This window comes from Lacihabitans sp. LS3-19 (assembly GCF_024343575.1).
Lineage (GTDB): Bacteria > Bacteroidota > Bacteroidia > Cytophagales > Spirosomataceae > Leadbetterella.
Genome location: NZ_RJUA01000122.1, coordinates 1 through 17,806 on the forward strand (window position 1 = coordinate 1; position 17,806 = coordinate 17,806).

The 17,806-nt window shown below is 33.2% G+C and carries 18 protein-coding genes; 6 read left to right on the forward strand and 12 right to left on the reverse strand.

The features are described 5' to 3' along the window. The 3 genes from EGI22_RS19700 to EGI22_RS19710 all read right to left on the reverse strand — a co-directional run. Window positions 1-199 (reverse strand): phage tail protein (locus EGI22_RS19700; protein WP_255069324.1); only part of this gene is annotated, 199 nt, incomplete at its 3' end. A gap of 20 nt (window positions 200-219) precedes the next feature. Further along, on the reverse strand, window positions 220-756 hold the full coding sequence (locus EGI22_RS19705; protein ID WP_255069275.1) for a hypothetical protein: 537 nt from the start codon (window positions 754-756) through the stop codon (window positions 220-222). A gap of 821 nt (window positions 757-1,577) precedes the next feature. After that, window positions 1,578-2,081, reverse strand: coding sequence for a hypothetical protein (locus EGI22_RS19710; protein ID WP_255070168.1), 504 nt, complete (start codon window positions 2,079-2,081; stop codon window positions 1,578-1,580). 214 nt (window positions 2,082-2,295) lie between these two features. On the opposite strand from EGI22_RS19710, the gene EGI22_RS19715 reads away from it, so the two are divergent. Further along, a complete protein-coding gene (locus EGI22_RS19715; protein ID WP_255070169.1) occupies window positions 2,296-2,976 on the forward strand; it encodes an aspartyl/asparaginyl beta-hydroxylase domain-containing protein in 681 nt (226 codons plus the stop codon). Between the two features lie 35 nt (window positions 2,977-3,011). Then, window positions 3,012-3,863, forward strand: coding sequence for a phytanoyl-CoA dioxygenase family protein (locus tag EGI22_RS19720; protein WP_255070170.1), 852 nt, complete (start codon window positions 3,012-3,014; stop codon window positions 3,861-3,863). A gap of 111 nt (window positions 3,864-3,974) precedes the next feature. On the opposite strand, the gene EGI22_RS19725 is transcribed toward EGI22_RS19720, so the two are convergent. Together EGI22_RS19725 and EGI22_RS19730 are read right to left on the reverse strand one after the other, a co-directional pair. Beyond that, complete coding sequence (locus EGI22_RS19725) at window positions 3,975-4,904, reverse strand: methionyl-tRNA formyltransferase (RefSeq protein ID WP_255070171.1); 930 nt, start codon at window positions 4,902-4,904, stop codon at window positions 3,975-3,977. A gap of 403 nt (window positions 4,905-5,307) precedes the next feature. After that, window positions 5,308-6,885, reverse strand: a complete 1,578-nt coding sequence (locus EGI22_RS19730; protein WP_255070172.1) for a GDSL-type esterase/lipase family protein — start codon at window positions 6,883-6,885, stop codon at window positions 5,308-5,310. A 587-nt stretch (window positions 6,886-7,472) separates the two neighbouring features. Between EGI22_RS19730 and EGI22_RS19735 the strand changes: the two genes are divergently transcribed. From EGI22_RS19735 to EGI22_RS19745, 3 genes are all read left to right on the forward strand, one after another. Then, complete coding sequence (locus tag EGI22_RS19735; RefSeq protein ID WP_255070173.1) at window positions 7,473-8,627, forward strand: ATP-binding protein; 1,155 nt, start codon at window positions 7,473-7,475, stop codon at window positions 8,625-8,627. Between the two features lie 267 nt (window positions 8,628-8,894). Next, window positions 8,895-11,063: a TonB-dependent receptor gene (locus tag EGI22_RS19740; RefSeq protein WP_255070174.1), complete on the forward strand. Its 2,169-nt coding sequence runs from the start codon at window positions 8,895-8,897 to the stop codon at window positions 11,061-11,063. 27 nt (window positions 11,064-11,090) lie between these two features. Next, window positions 11,091-11,723 carry a hypothetical protein gene (locus tag EGI22_RS19745; protein ID WP_255070175.1) on the forward strand — a complete coding sequence of 211 codons (633 nt, stop codon included), beginning with the start codon at window positions 11,091-11,093 and terminating at the stop codon, window positions 11,721-11,723. Here EGI22_RS19745 and EGI22_RS19750 read toward each other — a convergent pair. Together EGI22_RS19750 and EGI22_RS19755 are read right to left on the reverse strand one after the other, a co-directional pair. Next, window positions 11,714-12,016: a type II toxin-antitoxin system RelE/ParE family toxin gene (locus EGI22_RS19750; RefSeq protein WP_255070176.1), complete on the reverse strand. Its 303-nt coding sequence runs from the start codon at window positions 12,014-12,016 to the stop codon at window positions 11,714-11,716. The two genes, EGI22_RS19745 and EGI22_RS19750, sit on opposite strands and share 10 nt — an antisense overlap. Window positions 12,017-12,036: 20 nt before the next feature. Next, window positions 12,037-12,279 (reverse strand): hypothetical protein, encoded by a 243-nt coding sequence (locus EGI22_RS19755; protein ID WP_255070177.1) that lies wholly within the window; start codon window positions 12,277-12,279, stop codon window positions 12,037-12,039. Between the two features lie 149 nt (window positions 12,280-12,428). On the opposite strand from EGI22_RS19755, the gene uxuA reads away from it, so the two are divergent. After that, window positions 12,429-13,634, forward strand: a complete 1,206-nt coding sequence (gene uxuA, locus EGI22_RS19760) for a mannonate dehydratase (protein WP_255070178.1) — start codon at window positions 12,429-12,431, stop codon at window positions 13,632-13,634. Window positions 13,635-13,638: 4 nt separating this feature from the next. On the opposite strand, the gene EGI22_RS19765 is transcribed toward uxuA, so the two are convergent. The 5 genes from EGI22_RS19765 to EGI22_RS19785 form a co-directional block, all read right to left on the reverse strand. Beyond that, window positions 13,639-13,980, reverse strand: coding sequence for a HopJ type III effector protein (locus EGI22_RS19765; RefSeq protein ID WP_255070179.1), 342 nt, complete (start codon window positions 13,978-13,980; stop codon window positions 13,639-13,641). A gap of 14 nt (window positions 13,981-13,994) precedes the next feature. Beyond that, the gene (locus EGI22_RS19770) at window positions 13,995-14,195 is read right to left on the reverse strand and encodes a DUF4177 domain-containing protein (RefSeq protein ID WP_255070180.1); all 201 of its coding nucleotides are present in this window, start codon (window positions 14,193-14,195) and stop codon (window positions 13,995-13,997) included. Continuing rightward, on the reverse strand, window positions 14,192-15,493 hold the full coding sequence (locus EGI22_RS19775; protein WP_255070181.1) for a voltage-gated chloride channel family protein: 1,302 nt from the start codon (window positions 15,491-15,493) through the stop codon (window positions 14,192-14,194). The genes EGI22_RS19770 and EGI22_RS19775 overlap by 4 nt, the downstream gene beginning before the upstream one ends. A 135-nt stretch (window positions 15,494-15,628) precedes the next feature. Continuing rightward, window positions 15,629-16,843: an ADP-ribosylglycohydrolase family protein gene (locus EGI22_RS19780; protein WP_255070182.1), complete on the reverse strand. Its 1,215-nt coding sequence runs from the start codon at window positions 16,841-16,843 to the stop codon at window positions 15,629-15,631. 132 nt (window positions 16,844-16,975) lie between these two features. Next, window positions 16,976-17,779 (reverse strand): ThuA domain-containing protein, encoded by an 804-nt coding sequence (locus tag EGI22_RS19785; RefSeq protein WP_255070183.1) that lies wholly within the window; start codon window positions 17,777-17,779, stop codon window positions 16,976-16,978. Window positions 17,780-17,806: the final 27 nt, after the last annotated feature.

The window sequence follows — 17,806 nt, forward strand, 5'->3', positions numbered from 1 at the left end:
GCCTAGGTCCTACTGGTACTCTACCTCTCAAATCTGGTAAAGCAAAAGTGGTTCTACCATCCCCTCCATACATAGTGCCCAATATTGAAAACAGTGCACTATATTGACTAATAGGCAACAATGCTCCGTCACAATATGCCCAGCCTCTGGGTGCAAAATTCCCTCCAAACAATTTGATTTCTGCGATTAAAGGATCCATACTTTTTTTTGTTTAATTGGCTATAAAATTATATTAATATTAAATTCAACATTTGCAAAATTTTCATTTTCTAAACTTGTCTTTGGTAAGACAGGTCCAGATTTAAAATCTGTATTTTGCACGTGATGATTATCTACATAAGTCATTCCTAATGAATCAAAAAACAACTTGGTTTTCAATCCCTTACCTATTGGTGTTTTTATTTCAAAAAACATCCTGTTCATTTTCTTGCGACCATCTTCAAAATACCCTAATGGCTTGTCAGTTATAAAAGAGTATCTACCTAATCCATCAGTCAAAATCTTGCCAAAATACTCGAAAGCGTTTTCGTTATTAGATGAATTACTATGTTTAAACACTATTTCTACATTTCTTAAAGGTTTTAGGTTTTCATCTTTTAACAAGCCCCAAACCTTTAGCTTATTTTGATTCCCTTTGGTAAAAACATTTTTTGAAGGAGAACCTTCCAATGCAAACAATTTAGAATGAAATATTGCATTAATTCCTAAGGTGAATGCAATTGTTTTCTTTACAAATTTTCTACGGCTACTTGTCATTTTAAAATTTTATAATGGTTATCTACTTTTTGAAAACTTCGTTTGTATTCAAATAAATTACCTATTCATACCATTATAAAAAATTATTATTGGCAAAAGTAAAATGTACAATTTTACTATGTATGGGTAAAATTACCTGTTTTAGTATTTTTTAATCTTTTAAATAAAAAACAAATTGAAGTATTAGTCTTTATTTTGGAAGGAAGGCATCACGATTCAATATACTTCTTTACTAAATTCCTAAAAATTCAAAACTTTTTTATTAATTAAAATTTCTTCAGTCTACACAAAAAAAATATTTTGAAGACTAAATCAGAATGCAGAAAGTTTCATGACTATTTCCATTTATTCTGTTAATTCAAAAATACGCAAAATTCAAGCCTGAGGCTAATATTTGCTTGTCTATTTTTTGAATTTGAATTAAAAGTAACTAATAATAGTATAAACAAAAAAATAATTGGAAGTCAATCTCACAAAATAAAAACTTTCATTTTCTAATTTAAACCACTTTAAATCAACCCTTTAACAAGACAGTCCATGGTTTTCATCTAGCAAAAGAAAATTAATTAACAAGTCTCCAAAAAAAATAAACCAAAGCAAGAGTAAATAAGAGTACTCTCGCTAAAGCCAATAACTAAAAATGCGGAAAATTTATAAAATCCTATCAAAGGTTGCTTCATTGGACTAGTCCAATTAAAAGTCCAAACCCTTGGTTAGTCAAATATTTTAAGAATTTAGACAAGATGACCAAATTAGAATCAAAACCTAAGATATAATTCTCAAAAAGCAATATTCTAAATTGCAAAATCACTATAAGTTTGCTATGGCCTTACCCATCTCAACATTTTAGGGAAAATTGCTGCATTTTTTTGATTCAAATCAAATTTTTCATTAGTCATTCCGTACCAATGCAATATAGGTACACCTATATAATGACCATTATCGAAATTATTAATAATATTTTCAGAATCTCCTTTATAGCCATCTGCATGAAAAACAACGTTAGGTTCAATACCAATTTCAAGACATACGGCATAAGTCCAAGCCATAACTGCCATTTCGTTAGCGGCGTCGTTTTCTTGATTATCCAGCTTTCCAGATAAACACTCTCTTTCTTCTTTGCTCATAACAGCTATATGTCCTGCCTCATGTAAAATATCTCCTATATAGGATAATTTATCAATATCTATTTTTAAAACACCATTTTCAACTCGTAATCCTGGCAAAAACATTTCATCTGTTATTTCAGAAAAAACTACCGGAATACCTATTCCTTTAATAAAATCAATGATTTTTGAAAATATTACTTCTTCACTTTGACTCATCTAATTACCGATTTTAATTCAATATAAACATATACCAAAAACTTTTTTTGGCAATATAAAAATTAATTTATCCTATATTTTCGTTTCTTAAAAATCTTATTAAGCGGAAATTTTATCAAAAGACTATTTATTTTAATAATTATTGGTCAGTAACAATATAATTCTACATTATATTTAAGGCCATAATTGAATAGCCTCTAAAAACAAAAGACCCATGGAATCTCATAAGTTTTCATTTTATTTTGATAGTAATAAATTACTCCAAGACCTTCGAATGTGTCAATCTATCCAATGGCCACTCCACTTTAATAAAAATGATTTCACTGGGCATTGGTCTAGTTTTGCTTTACGTTCAATATCGGGCAAAGAATTAGATATATTAGCTACACCTAATGCAATTTACAATGATACGCCTACCCTAAATAAATGCAAATATTTTCTAGAAATCATCAACTATTTTAAATGTCCGAAAGAAGCCGTTCGGTTACTATCCCTTTCACCTAATAGTTTTATAAAAGAGCATAGTGACAATGCAGCCGGTTATTCCGATGGCTTTTTCAGAATACATGTCCCTATATTGACAAACCCAGAGGTTGTTTTTAGACTTAACGGCAAAATCTTACCTATGCAAGTTGGAGAATGTTGGTATGCTGATTTTAATTTGCCACATTTTGTATCAAACGAAGGGAATTCAGACCGAATACACTTGGTGATTGATTGTATTAGAAATAAATGGTCAGACGCTCTTTTCGCTGAAATTGGATTTGATTTTGAGAATGAAAAAAAAGTAAAATATGACAAAAAAACAAAATTGATGATGATAGAACAATTATCATTTATGCAAACTGAAACAGCCGAGATAATGATTAAAAAGTTGAGAGAGGAAATGTTATAACCATTAAGGTTTTCAATTTTTACCAAAAAAATACCATGAAATATAATACCAAAGTTTCCGAAGAATATGAAAAGCTTGGCTACGAAGTTTTCCCGAGTTTAATACCAAATATTCTTATCGAAAAATTAAGAAATTTATTTGAAATATTAATGGATATCAATGACTCTACAGAAAAAGTCATAATTGAAAACAATGGGACTAAATTCGTTACTAATTTAGAAAAAATTTGTTGTAAAGGCGACTTAAGCTGCCTGGAATTGTTAGGCTATCCTCCTATTTTAGAAATTGCAGAGCAAATTTGCGGGAATGATTTTTTTATGATTCAAGAATTTGCAGTAATAAAAAACCTAGGCGATGGACTACCGGTATTATGGCATCAAGATATGGTGAATGAACGAAGAGGGAAATGTTTTACAATGGGTATTTATTTAGACAATGCCGATGAAGACGACGGTGCATTATGTGTAATACCAGAAAGTCATTTGTCAAATAAACCTATTTGTGAAATCATGGAGAAAAAACTTATACAGCTTCCTGTAAAAGCAGGAGATGTGCTAATTCATGACATGATGCTCGCTCACAAATCAGAACCATTAAAAAGAAACAAACTTAGAAGGGTAATATATTTTGAGTTTTTATCCATTACACAAGCAAGATTAGAAGAATTATATTCTGAAGATTTGATTGAGAAAAGAACAATGTTAATATTTGCTGCAATACAACATTATCAAAACGAATATCCCGAAAATCAAAAATTTGAATATAAAAACTCTTTATTAGACAATAGTAAAAAAACAATAGAGCAAAATTTGCGGGAAATATATGCCGAGCAAGTTAGAGCAAGACCATCGGCCTATTGTTTTAAAGATTTTACTTCAACTTTTTAATTTGTAGGCTCATTATTCAAATAAAAAAACTATTAATTCAAATCTTGCAAAAAATATCAGAAAATACAGAAACGTAAATCATTTCTTCATATGAACTTCCACTTTTAAGAATCAAATATTTATTTTTTCAAAAACAACACCTTGCTTTAAACCTAATACACCCATATTTTCAGCATCCAAATAACCAAATGAACAAAATATGATTCTTACCAAAATAGAAGAATTGTCTTTGCAACCAACTTGGATTCCGTCATTAGAAATACTTATAATTTCACCTGGTTTTAGACTTGTATTTTTTGAAATTTTTGCTTCTAATATCCTCAAATCAAAACCTTCAACCCTTGCATATGCTCCTTTGTTCCATGGATTGCATGCCTTTACCAAAGCGACAACCTGCGTCGCGTTTTGATTTTGCCAGTTAATAATTAAATCTTTAAGATTTGGTTTAGAGTAATATATCGCCTTTTTATTTAATTGCTTCTTAAGTTTTAGATTATTCTTCAAAATGCTATCAATCAGCAAAAAGGCACCATTTATTGCAACAAAACTAAAATTCATTTCTAAAGTACCAAGAGAAAATTCGGGATTTAATGGTATCGGGATTTCGAAAGCAATTGGGCCAGTATCAAAGGAGTCATCCATTTGGTGTATTGTAAGCACTGCCTCCTTCTCACCATTTTTTATTTGCCAAAAAACCGGAAAACTACCACCATATTTGGGCAATTTACCGAAATGAAAATTATAAAAACCAAACTTAGGAAGTTCTAATACTTTCTTTGGTATTTTGTATGGAAAAGCTAAAACTAAAACCAGATCTATCGCTTTATCAGACAACCAAACAGAGAGTTGGCTTTTTAAATTATCTTTTTGAAAAACAACCAATGGTGTATTTATCTGAGAACTAAGAACCGTCAAATCATCCTTAAAGTCTTTGTTATTATTTGCAGTACCTATTGCCACCAAAACCTGCTGAGAATGTAGCCAATTTAATAATGGCAAAGATGCGTGTGTGTTACAAATTAAGCCTATTCTCATATGCATTTTTTATAAAATTTAAAATTAAATCTATTGATTCCTATTTATTTAAAATGGAGGTATTATCAATTAAACCTGATTTTTTTGTTCTTAAAAAGCATCACTAATTATAGTCAGATTATTCAAGATTATCGGTTTTTGAAAACCCCAAATACTTGCATACATTTTGCCTAAATATATCGCTATCTATCACTTCCATTTTTAATTTTTGTGATCAAATCATTTCAGTATCTGCCATAGCTAAAGTGTTTTTTCAGTACCTAACAGACCAGTAAATTGGATTAAAGGCAATTTATTAGTTTTCGACTATTATTTAAATGTTCAAATCAAATCTTGACAACCTTTTTTATAAATTTAAATTAAGAAAATATCAATTTCTAAAAAGATAGTTTTTTGACTTCAATCTCAATTATTTCCCTAAAGTCTTATCTATTGCACCTTTTACCATTTTTTCCATGATAGCATAGCATTCTTTTGTAGGATGAACACCATCTCCAGCCATTTCTTTACTTAGTCCATTTCGCTCGTCTTTTAGAGCATTAAAATAGTCCAAATACGTTACATTATATTCTTTGGCAAGTTTTTTTATTCCTTCGTTTAAGGCGATCACTTTTGCAGGCACGTCTGTAATCTCCATTCTCCAAGGAAACTGATAGGCAGGCAGCACAGAAGCCAATATTACTTTTATATTGTTTGCTTTGGCTATTTCTATCATTGAGCGGTAGTTGCCAAGTGTAAATTCTGGCATATAATCGCCTGTGTTTTCTGCAATGTCGTTTATTCCGATATTGATTACCACGGCCTTTGGCTTTAAATCTATCACATCTTGGCGAAATCTTAATAGCGTTTGAGGAGAAGTCTGTCCGCTGATTCCTCTGCCTACATAATTGTTCTTTTCAAAAAAATCTGGACTTGCATAAGCCCAACCATCTGTTATTGAATCACCTGTTAAAACCACTCTCGTTTTGCCACTTTTGGGTGCTCCAATTTTTGCATTTGCATCTCTATATCTCCCAAGATTTGTCCAGTCACGTTGTTCTCTTTCTGCATTTTTCTTTGCTTCAGCTTCCAACTGCTCATCTGTTTTGCCTACTTCCCATGGTTGCGGATGTTTCTTTTTTAAATATCCTTGAAGTTTCATCCAATCAGTCAAACGCTCGTGCCAAGTATCGGTCGGAATTTTGTTTTTTTTCATTCCAAAACCGTGCAAACCTTTTTCATAAATATGCATTTCAGACGCTTGGCCTGCATTATGCCAATCTAAATACAACTGGGCATTTGCGGGTGCAAAACCCAAATTATCATTGTCTGCCAAAGCTATAAAAATCGGATATTTCTCTTTAGGAATATTCTTCAAGTAATCTACAGCAGGCACATAAGGATATATTGGAGCAATAAAATTGGGCTTGGTTTCTTGAGAAGATGCATAAAATGTACCTAGTGTTAAAGTTCCACCAGCAGAAAAACCCATCATCCCTACTTTGTCTGAATTTATTTCAAACTCTGTTGCATTATCTCTTATGTATTTTAAAGCAGTTTGTGCATCTTTAATAGCCAATTCTATTACTGGTGCATTTTCTTCATCCAACTTTTTGAAGTCTTTCATTTTTCCACCCAACTCCCCAAATGGATTGTCAGTTTTTAGTTGAACCAATCTGTATTTCAGTACAAACGACGCAACACCTTTTGCCTGGAGCATTTTGGCCACCGCATGACCTTCACTATCCATCGAAAGTATATGAAAAGCTCCACCAGGAGCTATCAACATCGCTGTTCCGGTTGCTTTGTTTTTATCAGGCAAATAGATACTTAGCGTAGGAATTACTACATTATATGCTATCGTATTACCATCTGGCATTTTTATTTCAGATTCACGCCAGTTCCAGCTTTCTGAACCTGGTGCTGTAGAAGGATAAAGATTAATGGTTTTTTGTGCAAAAACGAAAGTGCTTATAAAAAGTAAGAAGGCAATCTTTTTGAGAATCATTTTTATGGTTGAAATTTTGAGGCTTCAAATTAAATAAAAAATACTTCAGAAGGTATTTATATCTATTTTTTGTTTTTTCAGGAATCGGAATCCATGTTAATTAAACCTTGTGTAGTTTATTCAAATTCAAAATTTAGTATATGTAACTTTAAAGCAAAACTTATGTAATTTCAAAATAAATTCTATGCAATTTCAAAATAAATTCTATGCAATTTCAAAACATATTCTATGTAATTTCAAAATAAAGTCCATGTAATTTCAAAATAAAACTTATGTAAATTTAAAATAAAATCTATGTAATTTCAAAATAAAACTAATGTAGATTCAAAATAAAGTCCATGTGATTTCAAAATAAAATCTATGTAATTCCAAAATAAAACTTATGCAGATCCAAAACAAAATCTATGTAATTTCAAAATATATTCTATGTAAATTAAAAATAAAACTTATGCAATTTCAAAATAAAATCTATGTAATTTCAAAATATATTCTATGTAATTTAAAAATAAAACTTATGCAATTTCAAAATAAAGTCTATGTAATTTCAATTTATTAAATTATTTTTGCCTACTAATTAGGGACTTACAATGATACAAAGACATATATTAAGTAGTTTAAAAAAGCTGATAAATAAATTTCCAGTAATAGCTGTGACTGGCCCCAGACAATCAGGTAAAACTACCTTTTTGAAAGAGTCCTTTCCAGATTATAAATACGTATCACTAGAAGACCCAAGAGTAAAGGCTTTTTTCAAGAAAGACCCTACCGGATTTTTAGCAGAATATGGAGACAAAGTTATATTTGACGAAGCTCAAGGATTACCTGAGTTGTTTTCGTATATACAAACAATAGTGGACAACTCTGGTAAAATGGGCCAATTTATACTTTCGGGTTCTCAGAATTTCCATTTGATGCAAAACATTACACAGAGTTTAGCAGGTAGAGTTGCAATTTTCAAACTTTTCCCTTTTGATTTTTTAGAATTAGAAAAAGCCGGCTTGTTATCCGAAAACTATGAGGAAGCTTTGATTAAAGGTTTTTATCCTGCCATTTATAATAGAAATCTAAGCTCTACAGATTTTTACAATAATTATTTGCAGACTTATGTGGAACGTGATATTACAACTTTGGTAAATGTTCGAGATTTGTCAAAATTCAGGGCATTTATAAGACTTTGTGCTGCACGAGTAGGACAACTACTCAATCTCAACGACATAGCAAATGGCTGTGGAATTTCCCAACCAACTGCCAAGTCATGGCTTTCTATATTAGAGACAAGTTATATTGTTTTCCAGCTTACGCCTTATTTTCAAAATTTCAACAAACGAATAGTAAAAAGTCCTAAAATTTATTTTTTTGATACTGGCCTTTTATGCCATCTTTTAGGAATAAAAAAAGCACAGGATTTACTTCTAAATCCTTACAAAGGGAGTTTGTTCGAAAATTTAACAATAGCACAATTATACAAAGAGAGTGCTCATAATGCCATTAATAATGAGTATTACTTTTGGCGAGATTCGAACGGACACGAAGTAGATTTGTTATCAATAGAGGGATTAAAATACCATATTTTTGAAATAAAATCTTCCAAAACTATACTTTCTGAACAATTTAAAGGATTGGATCATTTCGAAGAATTTGCCAAAGATTATGTACTATCCAAAACATTGATATATGGCGGAAAAGACAATCAAAAAAGAACCAATTACATAATAAAGCCTTGGAATAAGCCCGGCCTTTAAAAGGCTTTATTGTTTTAATAATAACTTTTCAAAAAATAAATATCAGAAAACCTATTCTGTATTCATACCTTTCCATTTAAGTAAAATACAAACTGTTTATTTGAGTCTTTCTAAAAAACCAAAATAACCAACAAACGATTCCACAATCATTTCCTTCAAAGGTTTTTTCTATTCATTCATCGGTAAAAACCCACCTGCTTATCGATTTACTCTTCTTTGCCTTTGGGTTTTCTGCCAATTTTGAGGCAGAAATTAAAAATTCAAATTATGAAAAAGCTATTTACATTATTATTTACAACGATAATCCTATCCACTCAAGCACAAACAATAATCTCAGGAAAAGTAAGCGACAAGAAAGGAGAAGTCCTACCATTTGCCAATGTGGCTCTCCAAGGAACATACGACGGAGCATCTGCAAACGAAAACGGACTGTTTACATTTTCGACAGACGAAAAAGGTTCTAAAAAATTGGTGGTAACAATGGTCGGATTTCTGCCTTTTTCAAAAGAAATAGAATTAAAAGGAGAGAAAGTTTCTTTAGAAATAAAATTAGAAGAATCTATAAATTCCTTGAATGCCGTGGTGGTAACTGCGGGTATGTTTGAAGCATCAGACGAAAAGAAAATGGTAATGCTCAAGCCATTAGACATAGTAACCACTGCTGGTGGAAACGCAGATATTGTGTCGGTAATGCAGCTTTTGCCTGGCTCAAACAGGGTTGGGGAGAAAGAAGGACTGTTTGTAAGAGGTGGCTCAGCCAATGAAACCAAAACTGTTATTGACGGCATGATTGTACAAAATCCGTTTTTCAGCAGTACGCCTGATGTACCTCAACGTGGCCGTTTTGACCCGTTTATGTTCAAAGGAACTGCCTTCAGTACAGGTGGATACTCTGCACTTTACGGACAGGCTCTATCTTCGGTACTTTTGCTAAACACACAGGACAAATTGGGAGAAAATACATCAACTACAGTAAGTGCAAACTTGGCGAGTGCGGCTGTTACACATACACACAAAGGTTGGTTGACTGGCACAGTTTATTATAGCAATATCACGCCTTTGATTTCCCTCATAAAAAACGCTTATGATTTTGAAAAAGTACCAGAAGGTGTAGGTGCATCTGTAAGTGTAAATGAAAACTTTAAACACAATAATTCATTAAAAATTTACGGCACTATTGCGGATAATCGCTCTGCAATAAATTTACCAACCTACGACGAACAAAATTCAAAACACTTATTTGATAACAAAAACAAAAATGCCTTCACAAATGCCTCCTACAGGCAATCTTATAAAGACGGATTGTGGGTTTTAAACAGCGGTTTTTCATATAGCAAAAACCTAGACAATTTAAGCATTGGAGGCTTCAAGTCTGATAGAGATGACCAAAGAATACAAGGCAGATTGGTAATGAGCAGGTTGTTTGGAAATAACCGAAGCAGCTCGTTCAATTTCGGAGGTGAGTCACATTTTATTGATTTATCCAATATTTATGGCGAATACAACTTTAAGTTAAAAGACAGATATTCAGCACTTTTTGCCGAATCAGAATTCTACGTTTCTCCAAAATTAGCCATAAGGATAGGCATAAGAGGCGAGTACACTTCCGTAATAAATAAGTTTAATGCAGCTCCAAGAATATCCTTGGCTTATAAAACAGGCAAGTATTCTCAAGTGTCTTTTGCAGGAGGCAGATTTTACCAAAATCCAGATAAAGAATACTTATACCTAAACAAAAACTTGGGTTTTGAAATTGCAGACCATGCTATTTTAAACTATCAAATCATAAAAGATAATAGGACATTTAGAACAGAGATATTTTACAAAAAATACAGTGATTTGATAGTAGAAAAAACAGGCTTTTTTGATCCAAATCCATACAGATTTCCAAGTGGACCGACATCCAACAATGGCAATGGATATGCACGTGGCTTCGATATGTTTATCAGAGACCAAAAGAGTATAAAAAATGCAGATTTATGGCTTACTTATTCATTTTTGGACACTGAAAGATATTTTAGAAACTACCCAACTGCTAGCACGCCTTCTTTTGCAAGCAAGCACAATATGAGTTTGGTTTATAAGCAATTCTTCAACAAAATATCTACAAATCTTGGTGTAACATTTTCGCAGTCAACAGGCCGACCAACTTACATTTTGAACGATGATTTTAAGAAAATAGAATATTTGAAAGCTTACCAAAACCTGAGCCTAATGGCAAGCAAAATCAAACAAACTGCCAACAGCTTTATTGTATTTTATGTAATTGTGGACAATGCCCTTGGTAGAAATAATGTATTCGGCTACAGATATTCTTTGGATGGCACAAAAAGATTTGAAGTTAATCCCATGATGAAAAGAAGCATTTTCTTCGGAGCAACTTGGACCTTTGGCAAACTCAACGGAAGATCAAAAGAAGCTGAATTAGATTTTTAAATTATAATAATTAAACAAATAAATAAAATGAAAAAGTTAGTATTAAGTATCTTGTTTTTTGGCTTTAACACGGTCATTTTCGCTCAAAACGAAAAGTATGTTTCTACGATGACAGACCTCGTAACCAATATACAAAGTAACTACGAAGGCAGCTATATTCCGTTGTCTAATAAAATGGAAAGAATAGCAGCGGCGGAAAGCAAAGAGTGGCTGCCGAACTACTGGGTCGCATTTTGCTTAATAAATGAAACTTTCAGAATGCAAGAAGCAGGTGAGAAAGATCTATTACTAGACAAAGCAGCCGTTTTCATAAAAAAAGCGGAAGTAATTTCCCCTTCAAATGACGAAATAGAGGTCATAAAGGCACAATACGCAATGGCAAAGGTTTCGATAGACCCTATGAGTAGATGGCAAAAATACGGTGCGGATTTTCAGACTTCTTTAAAAAATGCTGAAGAATTGAATCCAGGAAATCCAAGAACTTCTTATGTTATGGGCATCAATATTTATTATACGCCAGAAGGCTTTGGAGGAGGAAAAGACAAAGCTAAACCGCTATTTGAAAAAACATTAAGCAAAGCAGAAATTTTTAAATCTGAAACAAGCTACTCTCCTAGTTGGGGAAAAGCCGAAGCCAAATTCTTTCTATCTCAATATTGATTTAAACAAAAGCCAAATTCTTTGGAGTTTGGCTTTTCTACTTTTTTCTTTGGATTTAAACTATTGTCAAACACATTTAATATGTAAATTGTATTATAATCGAAACGATAAAAAATAGAAGTGTTCTTAGAAATTACAAATCCATATATACCTTTCTCCAAATTCACAACCTTTCCAATTCTAGGAAATGTCTTAATCGATTCAACCACAGCATTTACTTTCAAAATGAAATCTCGTGCTACTTTTAAAGTCCAGTTTTCGACTAAATAATCAATAATTTTATCAAAATTCAATATGGCTCTTTTAGTCCAAACTACTTTGTAAACCTTTTTGCATTATGCTTTAAAAATTCATCATGTGAAACTAAATTTTCAGGATAAAAACTTTCATTATAAGACAAATCTAATTCAACACTTAGCTCCTTTGTAAGTTTAGTAATCAACTCTCCTTCAACTTGTTGTTGAAAATTAAATAGCAATGAATAATATACCTCCAAATTTTCATTTTCGGGCAAACCATCAATTAAATCATGTATTTTTTCCTTTAAAGTAGACATTTGTTTTTGTTTTTTCAAATATATCCAATTTCTGAAAAATAATATACTTCAATATTATTTAATGTAATTAAACCATCAATTTCTCTCAAAATAACATTTCTTAAATTATCTAGGTAATTTGTACATTTGCACAAAATTCTACTCAAAATATGCTAGCTACCATGCGTTGGTTTGGTCCTAACGACCAAGTAAGTTTAATGGATATTCGTCAGGCGGGTTGCGTTGGCGTTGTTTCTGCTTTGCATCAGATTCCCGTTGGTGAGGTTTGGTCGGAGAAGCAAATAAATGAAAGAATCCAAATCATTGAAGCAGAAAACGATCGTTATTCAAAACTTGAGTGGTTGGTAGTAGAAAGTCTACCAGTGCATGAAGACATCAAAAAAGGACTGCCTAGTAGAGATAAATATATTGAAAACTATAAAGTTTCGCTCAAAAACTTGGCTAATTTTGGGATAAAAACAGTTTGTTATAATTTCATGCCAGTTTTGGATTGGTCACGAACCAAGCTGGATTATACCATGCCAGATGGCTCAAAAGCTCTCCGTTTTGTTTGGACAGATTTTGCCGCATTTGATTTATTTATTTTAAAAAGACCAGCAGCAGAAACTGCTTACACTGAAGAAACCAAAAAAGCTGCAAAAAAGCGATTTGAGGAAATGTCAGCAGAAGAAAAAGCCGAATTGCAAAATACGGTTTTATTGGGCTTGCCGGGCTCTATGGAGGCATTTCACCTAGAAACATTCCAAGGTTTATTGAATAATTATGCAAATATTGGAGCTGAAGAACTAAGAGCCAATTTACATTATTTTGTATCGCAAGTAGCTCCTTATGCACAAAAACTTGGCATAAATCTATGCATACATCCAGACGATCCACCGTTTCCTCTTTTAGGATTACCAAGAGTAGTAAGCACGGAACAAGATTTAGAAATGCTCATGAATGCAGCTGATGTTAGAGCAAACGGAATCACTTTTTGTACAGGATCTCTTGGTGTTAGAGAAGATAATAATTTGCCAGCAATGGTAAAGAAATTTGCAGATAGGATACACTTTGTGCACCTCCGAACCACCAAACGTGAAACGGAGTATAATACCCTCGTTTTCCACGAAGCTGCCCACCTAAACGGCGACGTAGATATGTACGAGGTCATTTCTGAAATATTAAAAGAAGAAAATACCCGTCGGAAAAATGGTAATTATGATGCAGAAATACCCATGAGACCTGATCATGGACATCAAATGCTGAATGATTTGTCTTCTTCTACGTATCCTGGCTATTCGGCAATTGGTCGATTAAAAGGACTGGCAGAAATCAGAGGAATGGAGATGGCTATAAAAAGGAATTTGGGAAATTAAAGTTTCAAATTCTCAATGCCTCACCTTCAAACTTTACGCCTTCCCAACCAAACTTCATAAAGTTTCTGATGTTTTGGTGATCTGTGCCTTCAGGATTTTCTAAAACATCATTTCGGTAATATTCACCAAAACAAGCTAAGGTCTCTGATTCCGTTAACCCATGCATTTTTGCAAAAGAAAACAGTTTGCATGAACCTGAATTTTGGCCAGCTTCGTTTGTAGTTTCACCGTTTGTAAATTTTGTAGGTGTGAAAACGTAGTTTTCATCTACAAAACCTATAATTTCTTTAAACTGAATGTTTTGTGGATCGGACTTGATTTTATCTAATAATTCTTGAATATTCATTTGATATATTAATTTTAAAAAACTGACTCTCGTTTGAAAAACAAAACAACCTCGTTGGTAATTCCTTGATGCTTATTGGTATCAACAGCTGACACCATTTCCCAGCCTTCTGCTCCCAAAGCATTTAATTTCTGCATGAGTTCCTCACTCTTTATTTCCGGATTCCAAAAACCTTCTTGCTTGGTTTTTAGTACTTTGTATTCGTATTTTTTCATTTTGTTAAATCTTGAAAATTCTTACCTTCATAATCTTGATATTTTTCATTTTTTGCTTCTCCAATTACCTGTTTTGTATAAATACTCGTATGTCCCGAAAGCAAATAAGCGGTAACGCAAGCAATAGCAACATATACGCCAGACTCGACTCCAAAAAGTTCAATAGCCATAATAGTACAGGCCAAAGGCGTATTTGTAGCACCCGCAAAAACTGCCACGAAACCCATACCCGCCAACAATCCTACAGGAAGCGGAATAAAATAAGCGAGGGCATTGCCCAATGTAGCTCCGATAAAAAACAAAGGAGTTACCTCGCCACCCTTAAATCCTGCTGCCAAGGTTATGATTGTAAAGGCGATTTTCACAGCAAAATCATAAGCTGGGAGGTTTTGATTGAAAGAATCAACAATTGTCGGAATACCTAAACCAATGTATTTTGTCGTTCCTATCAACCAAACTGCTAATGCCACAATAATACCTCCGACAAATGGACGCAGTGCAGGATATGAAATTTTGGATTTAAAAACCTTGCTTACAAAATGGATAGATTTGCTAAAAGTAGCCGCACAAATCCCGAAAGCAATACCTGCCAAGATGCTATATAGAAGATTAATAAAAGTGATATCGGGAACAATTCCGATGAAATAATGAGTGTGTTTTGCCTCCCAAAGTTTGGTGACTAAATCTGCAATAATGGCTGCCGAAAAAGCAGGAAAGATAGCATTATAGCGAATTCTGCCAATAAAATAAAATTCTAATCCGAAAATAGCACCAGCCAGAGGAGTACCAAAAACAGACCCAAAACCCGCTGCAATAGCTGCAATGATTAGTATTTTCCGGTCATCCTTGTTAAGTCTAAATGGCTTGGTTAACTGGTCAGAAATTGAGCCCGCCATTTGTAAAGCAGTACCCTCTCGCCCTGCTGACCCTCCAAAAAGATGCGTAATTATTGTACCTAAATAAACAAAAATAGCCATACGCAAAGGTATCGCCTCTTTTGGGTCATGTATACTATCTATCAATAAGTTATTACCAGTTTCCACGGATTTTCCGTAATATTGATAAACCAAACCAACAGCTAAACCTGCCAAAGGCAAAAAAGCAATAATCCAAAGGTGCGACTCTCGAAAATTGGTGACAAACTCCAAAGAAATCAAAAAACCTGCGGAAGCTGAACCAACCAATACACCGATAATAGCAGAGATAAATGTCCACTTAAAAATATAAGGCAATGAAGGATAAATACCAAATATTGCTTTCGTTTTTTGCAGAAAATCGTTCTCGTTTGGTTTCGACATTTAAAAGATTTTATGTTCTTGCTCTCTTTTACGTTACTAAGGCGGGTTCCTTTGTTTAGAAAAGTAAAGATAAATGCAAAACCGTATATAATATTAATTTTGAGAATTGAATTAAAGCTATCTGTAAAAAAAACCTTAAGAATTTAGCTCAATGATTTTCTTGGTTAATTTTTGAGCCAAAAGTTCTAGGTCTGTATCTAGTTGATTTTTAGAAACTTCAATTACTTTCTCTTTGTCTGCTGGCAATTTTTCAAAACCTACAAAAGCCCCAAGAATTCCGCCAGCAATAGCTGCTGTTGTATCATTATCTCTGCCATAATTTACCAAAAATTGCATGGTTTTTATATAATCAAAGTCAGAAAATAGCATGGCAGTCAACACTTGTAAGTGTATTTCACCAGCATGAAAAGGCATATCTTGGAGATTTTGATCTAAGAGTTCGAAGGCTTTTTGCATTTGGTCTTTGTCCATAGCTTTTGCATCACGATTTATGGCCAATGCAGTTCTTAGAATTCGGTAAGAAGTTCTACCCACCAATCTACTTTTGAAATATCCTTGCGGATCGATGCTACGTAACACATCCAAAAGGTCTTCTTTTTTAGCATTTTTCTTCATCCCAGCCGATGTCATGGCAGCAGCCAAGGCACTTATGTCACGAGCATATCCTATATCAAATATACTTAAATCATACATTTCATCATAGGCCCGATTTGGATCGCCAGGGAAAAAAACGCCTATTCCAGGTGCATACAATAATCCTGCACAAACCATTTCTCCGCCATAAAATCTATTCAAAGCAGTTTGGAATTCGTCAAGATTTCCAGCCACGTAAGGTTTAGAAACTTTGGCCCACTCTTGTAGCCAAGCCACTTTTAGCGTGTTTTCTTCAAAAGGTTCAGGCTCGAAAGATTTTATTTTGCCATAATTATCAATAGAAATTTGGTAAGTTTCCAGTATTTTATTAGCAAAATCTTTGGCTTTCAGGTCTTTCGAATTTTGAATTGTTAAATATTCAAATGTAAGTTTTTTCCATCTGGTATCGTCAGTGGTTCCTCCAGCTGGCAGATTGGTTTTCCATGTACCTTCGGGCGAAACTTCTCTCACCATGGAATCAAGGTCTTTCACGAATCCATACTCTAGTTTTATACTTCCTCTATCCCACATTTCTGTTGGTGCACCCATGGCATCACCAATAGCCGACCCGACCAACATGCCCAAAACTTTGTCGTAAAGTTCGGCCTCAGTCAAATCCAGTTTTTTTACAGGTTCTTCGCTGAAAGTGATTTCCTTTTCTTCATTTTTACAGGAAAATAAAAGAGATAATATTAATACGAAAAGTACCTTTCTCATAGCTATTAAGCATTGATTATTAAAATTTTAACAAAAATCAAGTTATATGTTTGGCTTAAACAATTTCCATTGCTCAATTTTGAAAAAAAAGTAAAATAGTAAAAAGTTTTAAAAATATCTTAAACAAAAAGACTAACGTTTACCTAACCAAAACAAAGTATTCAAAATAAACCTATTTTGCTCAGGACTTTGAAAAGTCGATGACAAATGTTCATTGGTTTCATAATTCATTTCATTGTGTCCCATATTCATGTACACCATTTTATAATCCGTATTTGTCCAAGCTATTGGAAAGTCTCCCTCATGCCAAATTTCATGCGGTTTTGGTCCAGTCCCCAATGGAAAACTGCTCTTATCAACACTTAGAAGCACTTTTATGTTTTTATTATTCCTAATATCCCCACTCCATTTGTACCATTCATTAGGTGCAGATGTGAACTTGTTTGGAATACGTTTCAGTGTTTTGTGCCTCTTGTTTTCGGTTTTTAAAACTGCCGAAGTAGGCTTCCAAGTATTGCTTTTATACTCTCCTGAACCTAAAAATTCCTTATGATACCAATCCCAATTTTGCGGATATTTAGAATTATTCAATGCAAATGCTGAAAAATGAAAGCCTAAAAAAGCCCCACCATGTTTCATGTAGGTTTCAAAATCTTCTCTTTGTTCAATAGTTTCAGGCCGCGTATCCAAAAATATAACCACATTATAATCTTTCAAAACATCTGCATTGAGATTGTTCCAATTGGAGGTGGTATCATATCCAAATCTGTACATTTTTGCCATTTCTGCAAACCAAACATTGGCTTCTTTAACAAAGCTGATATGGGCAGCATCATTTTGAGCAGTGAAAAAGGCAATGGCAGCAAATGGTTTCTTAAGCTTTTGGGCAGAAGTATTTAAATTAAAAAATAAAAAGAGGAAAGCTAATAATCTCATTCATTGAAATTCAATTACCTCAAAAAT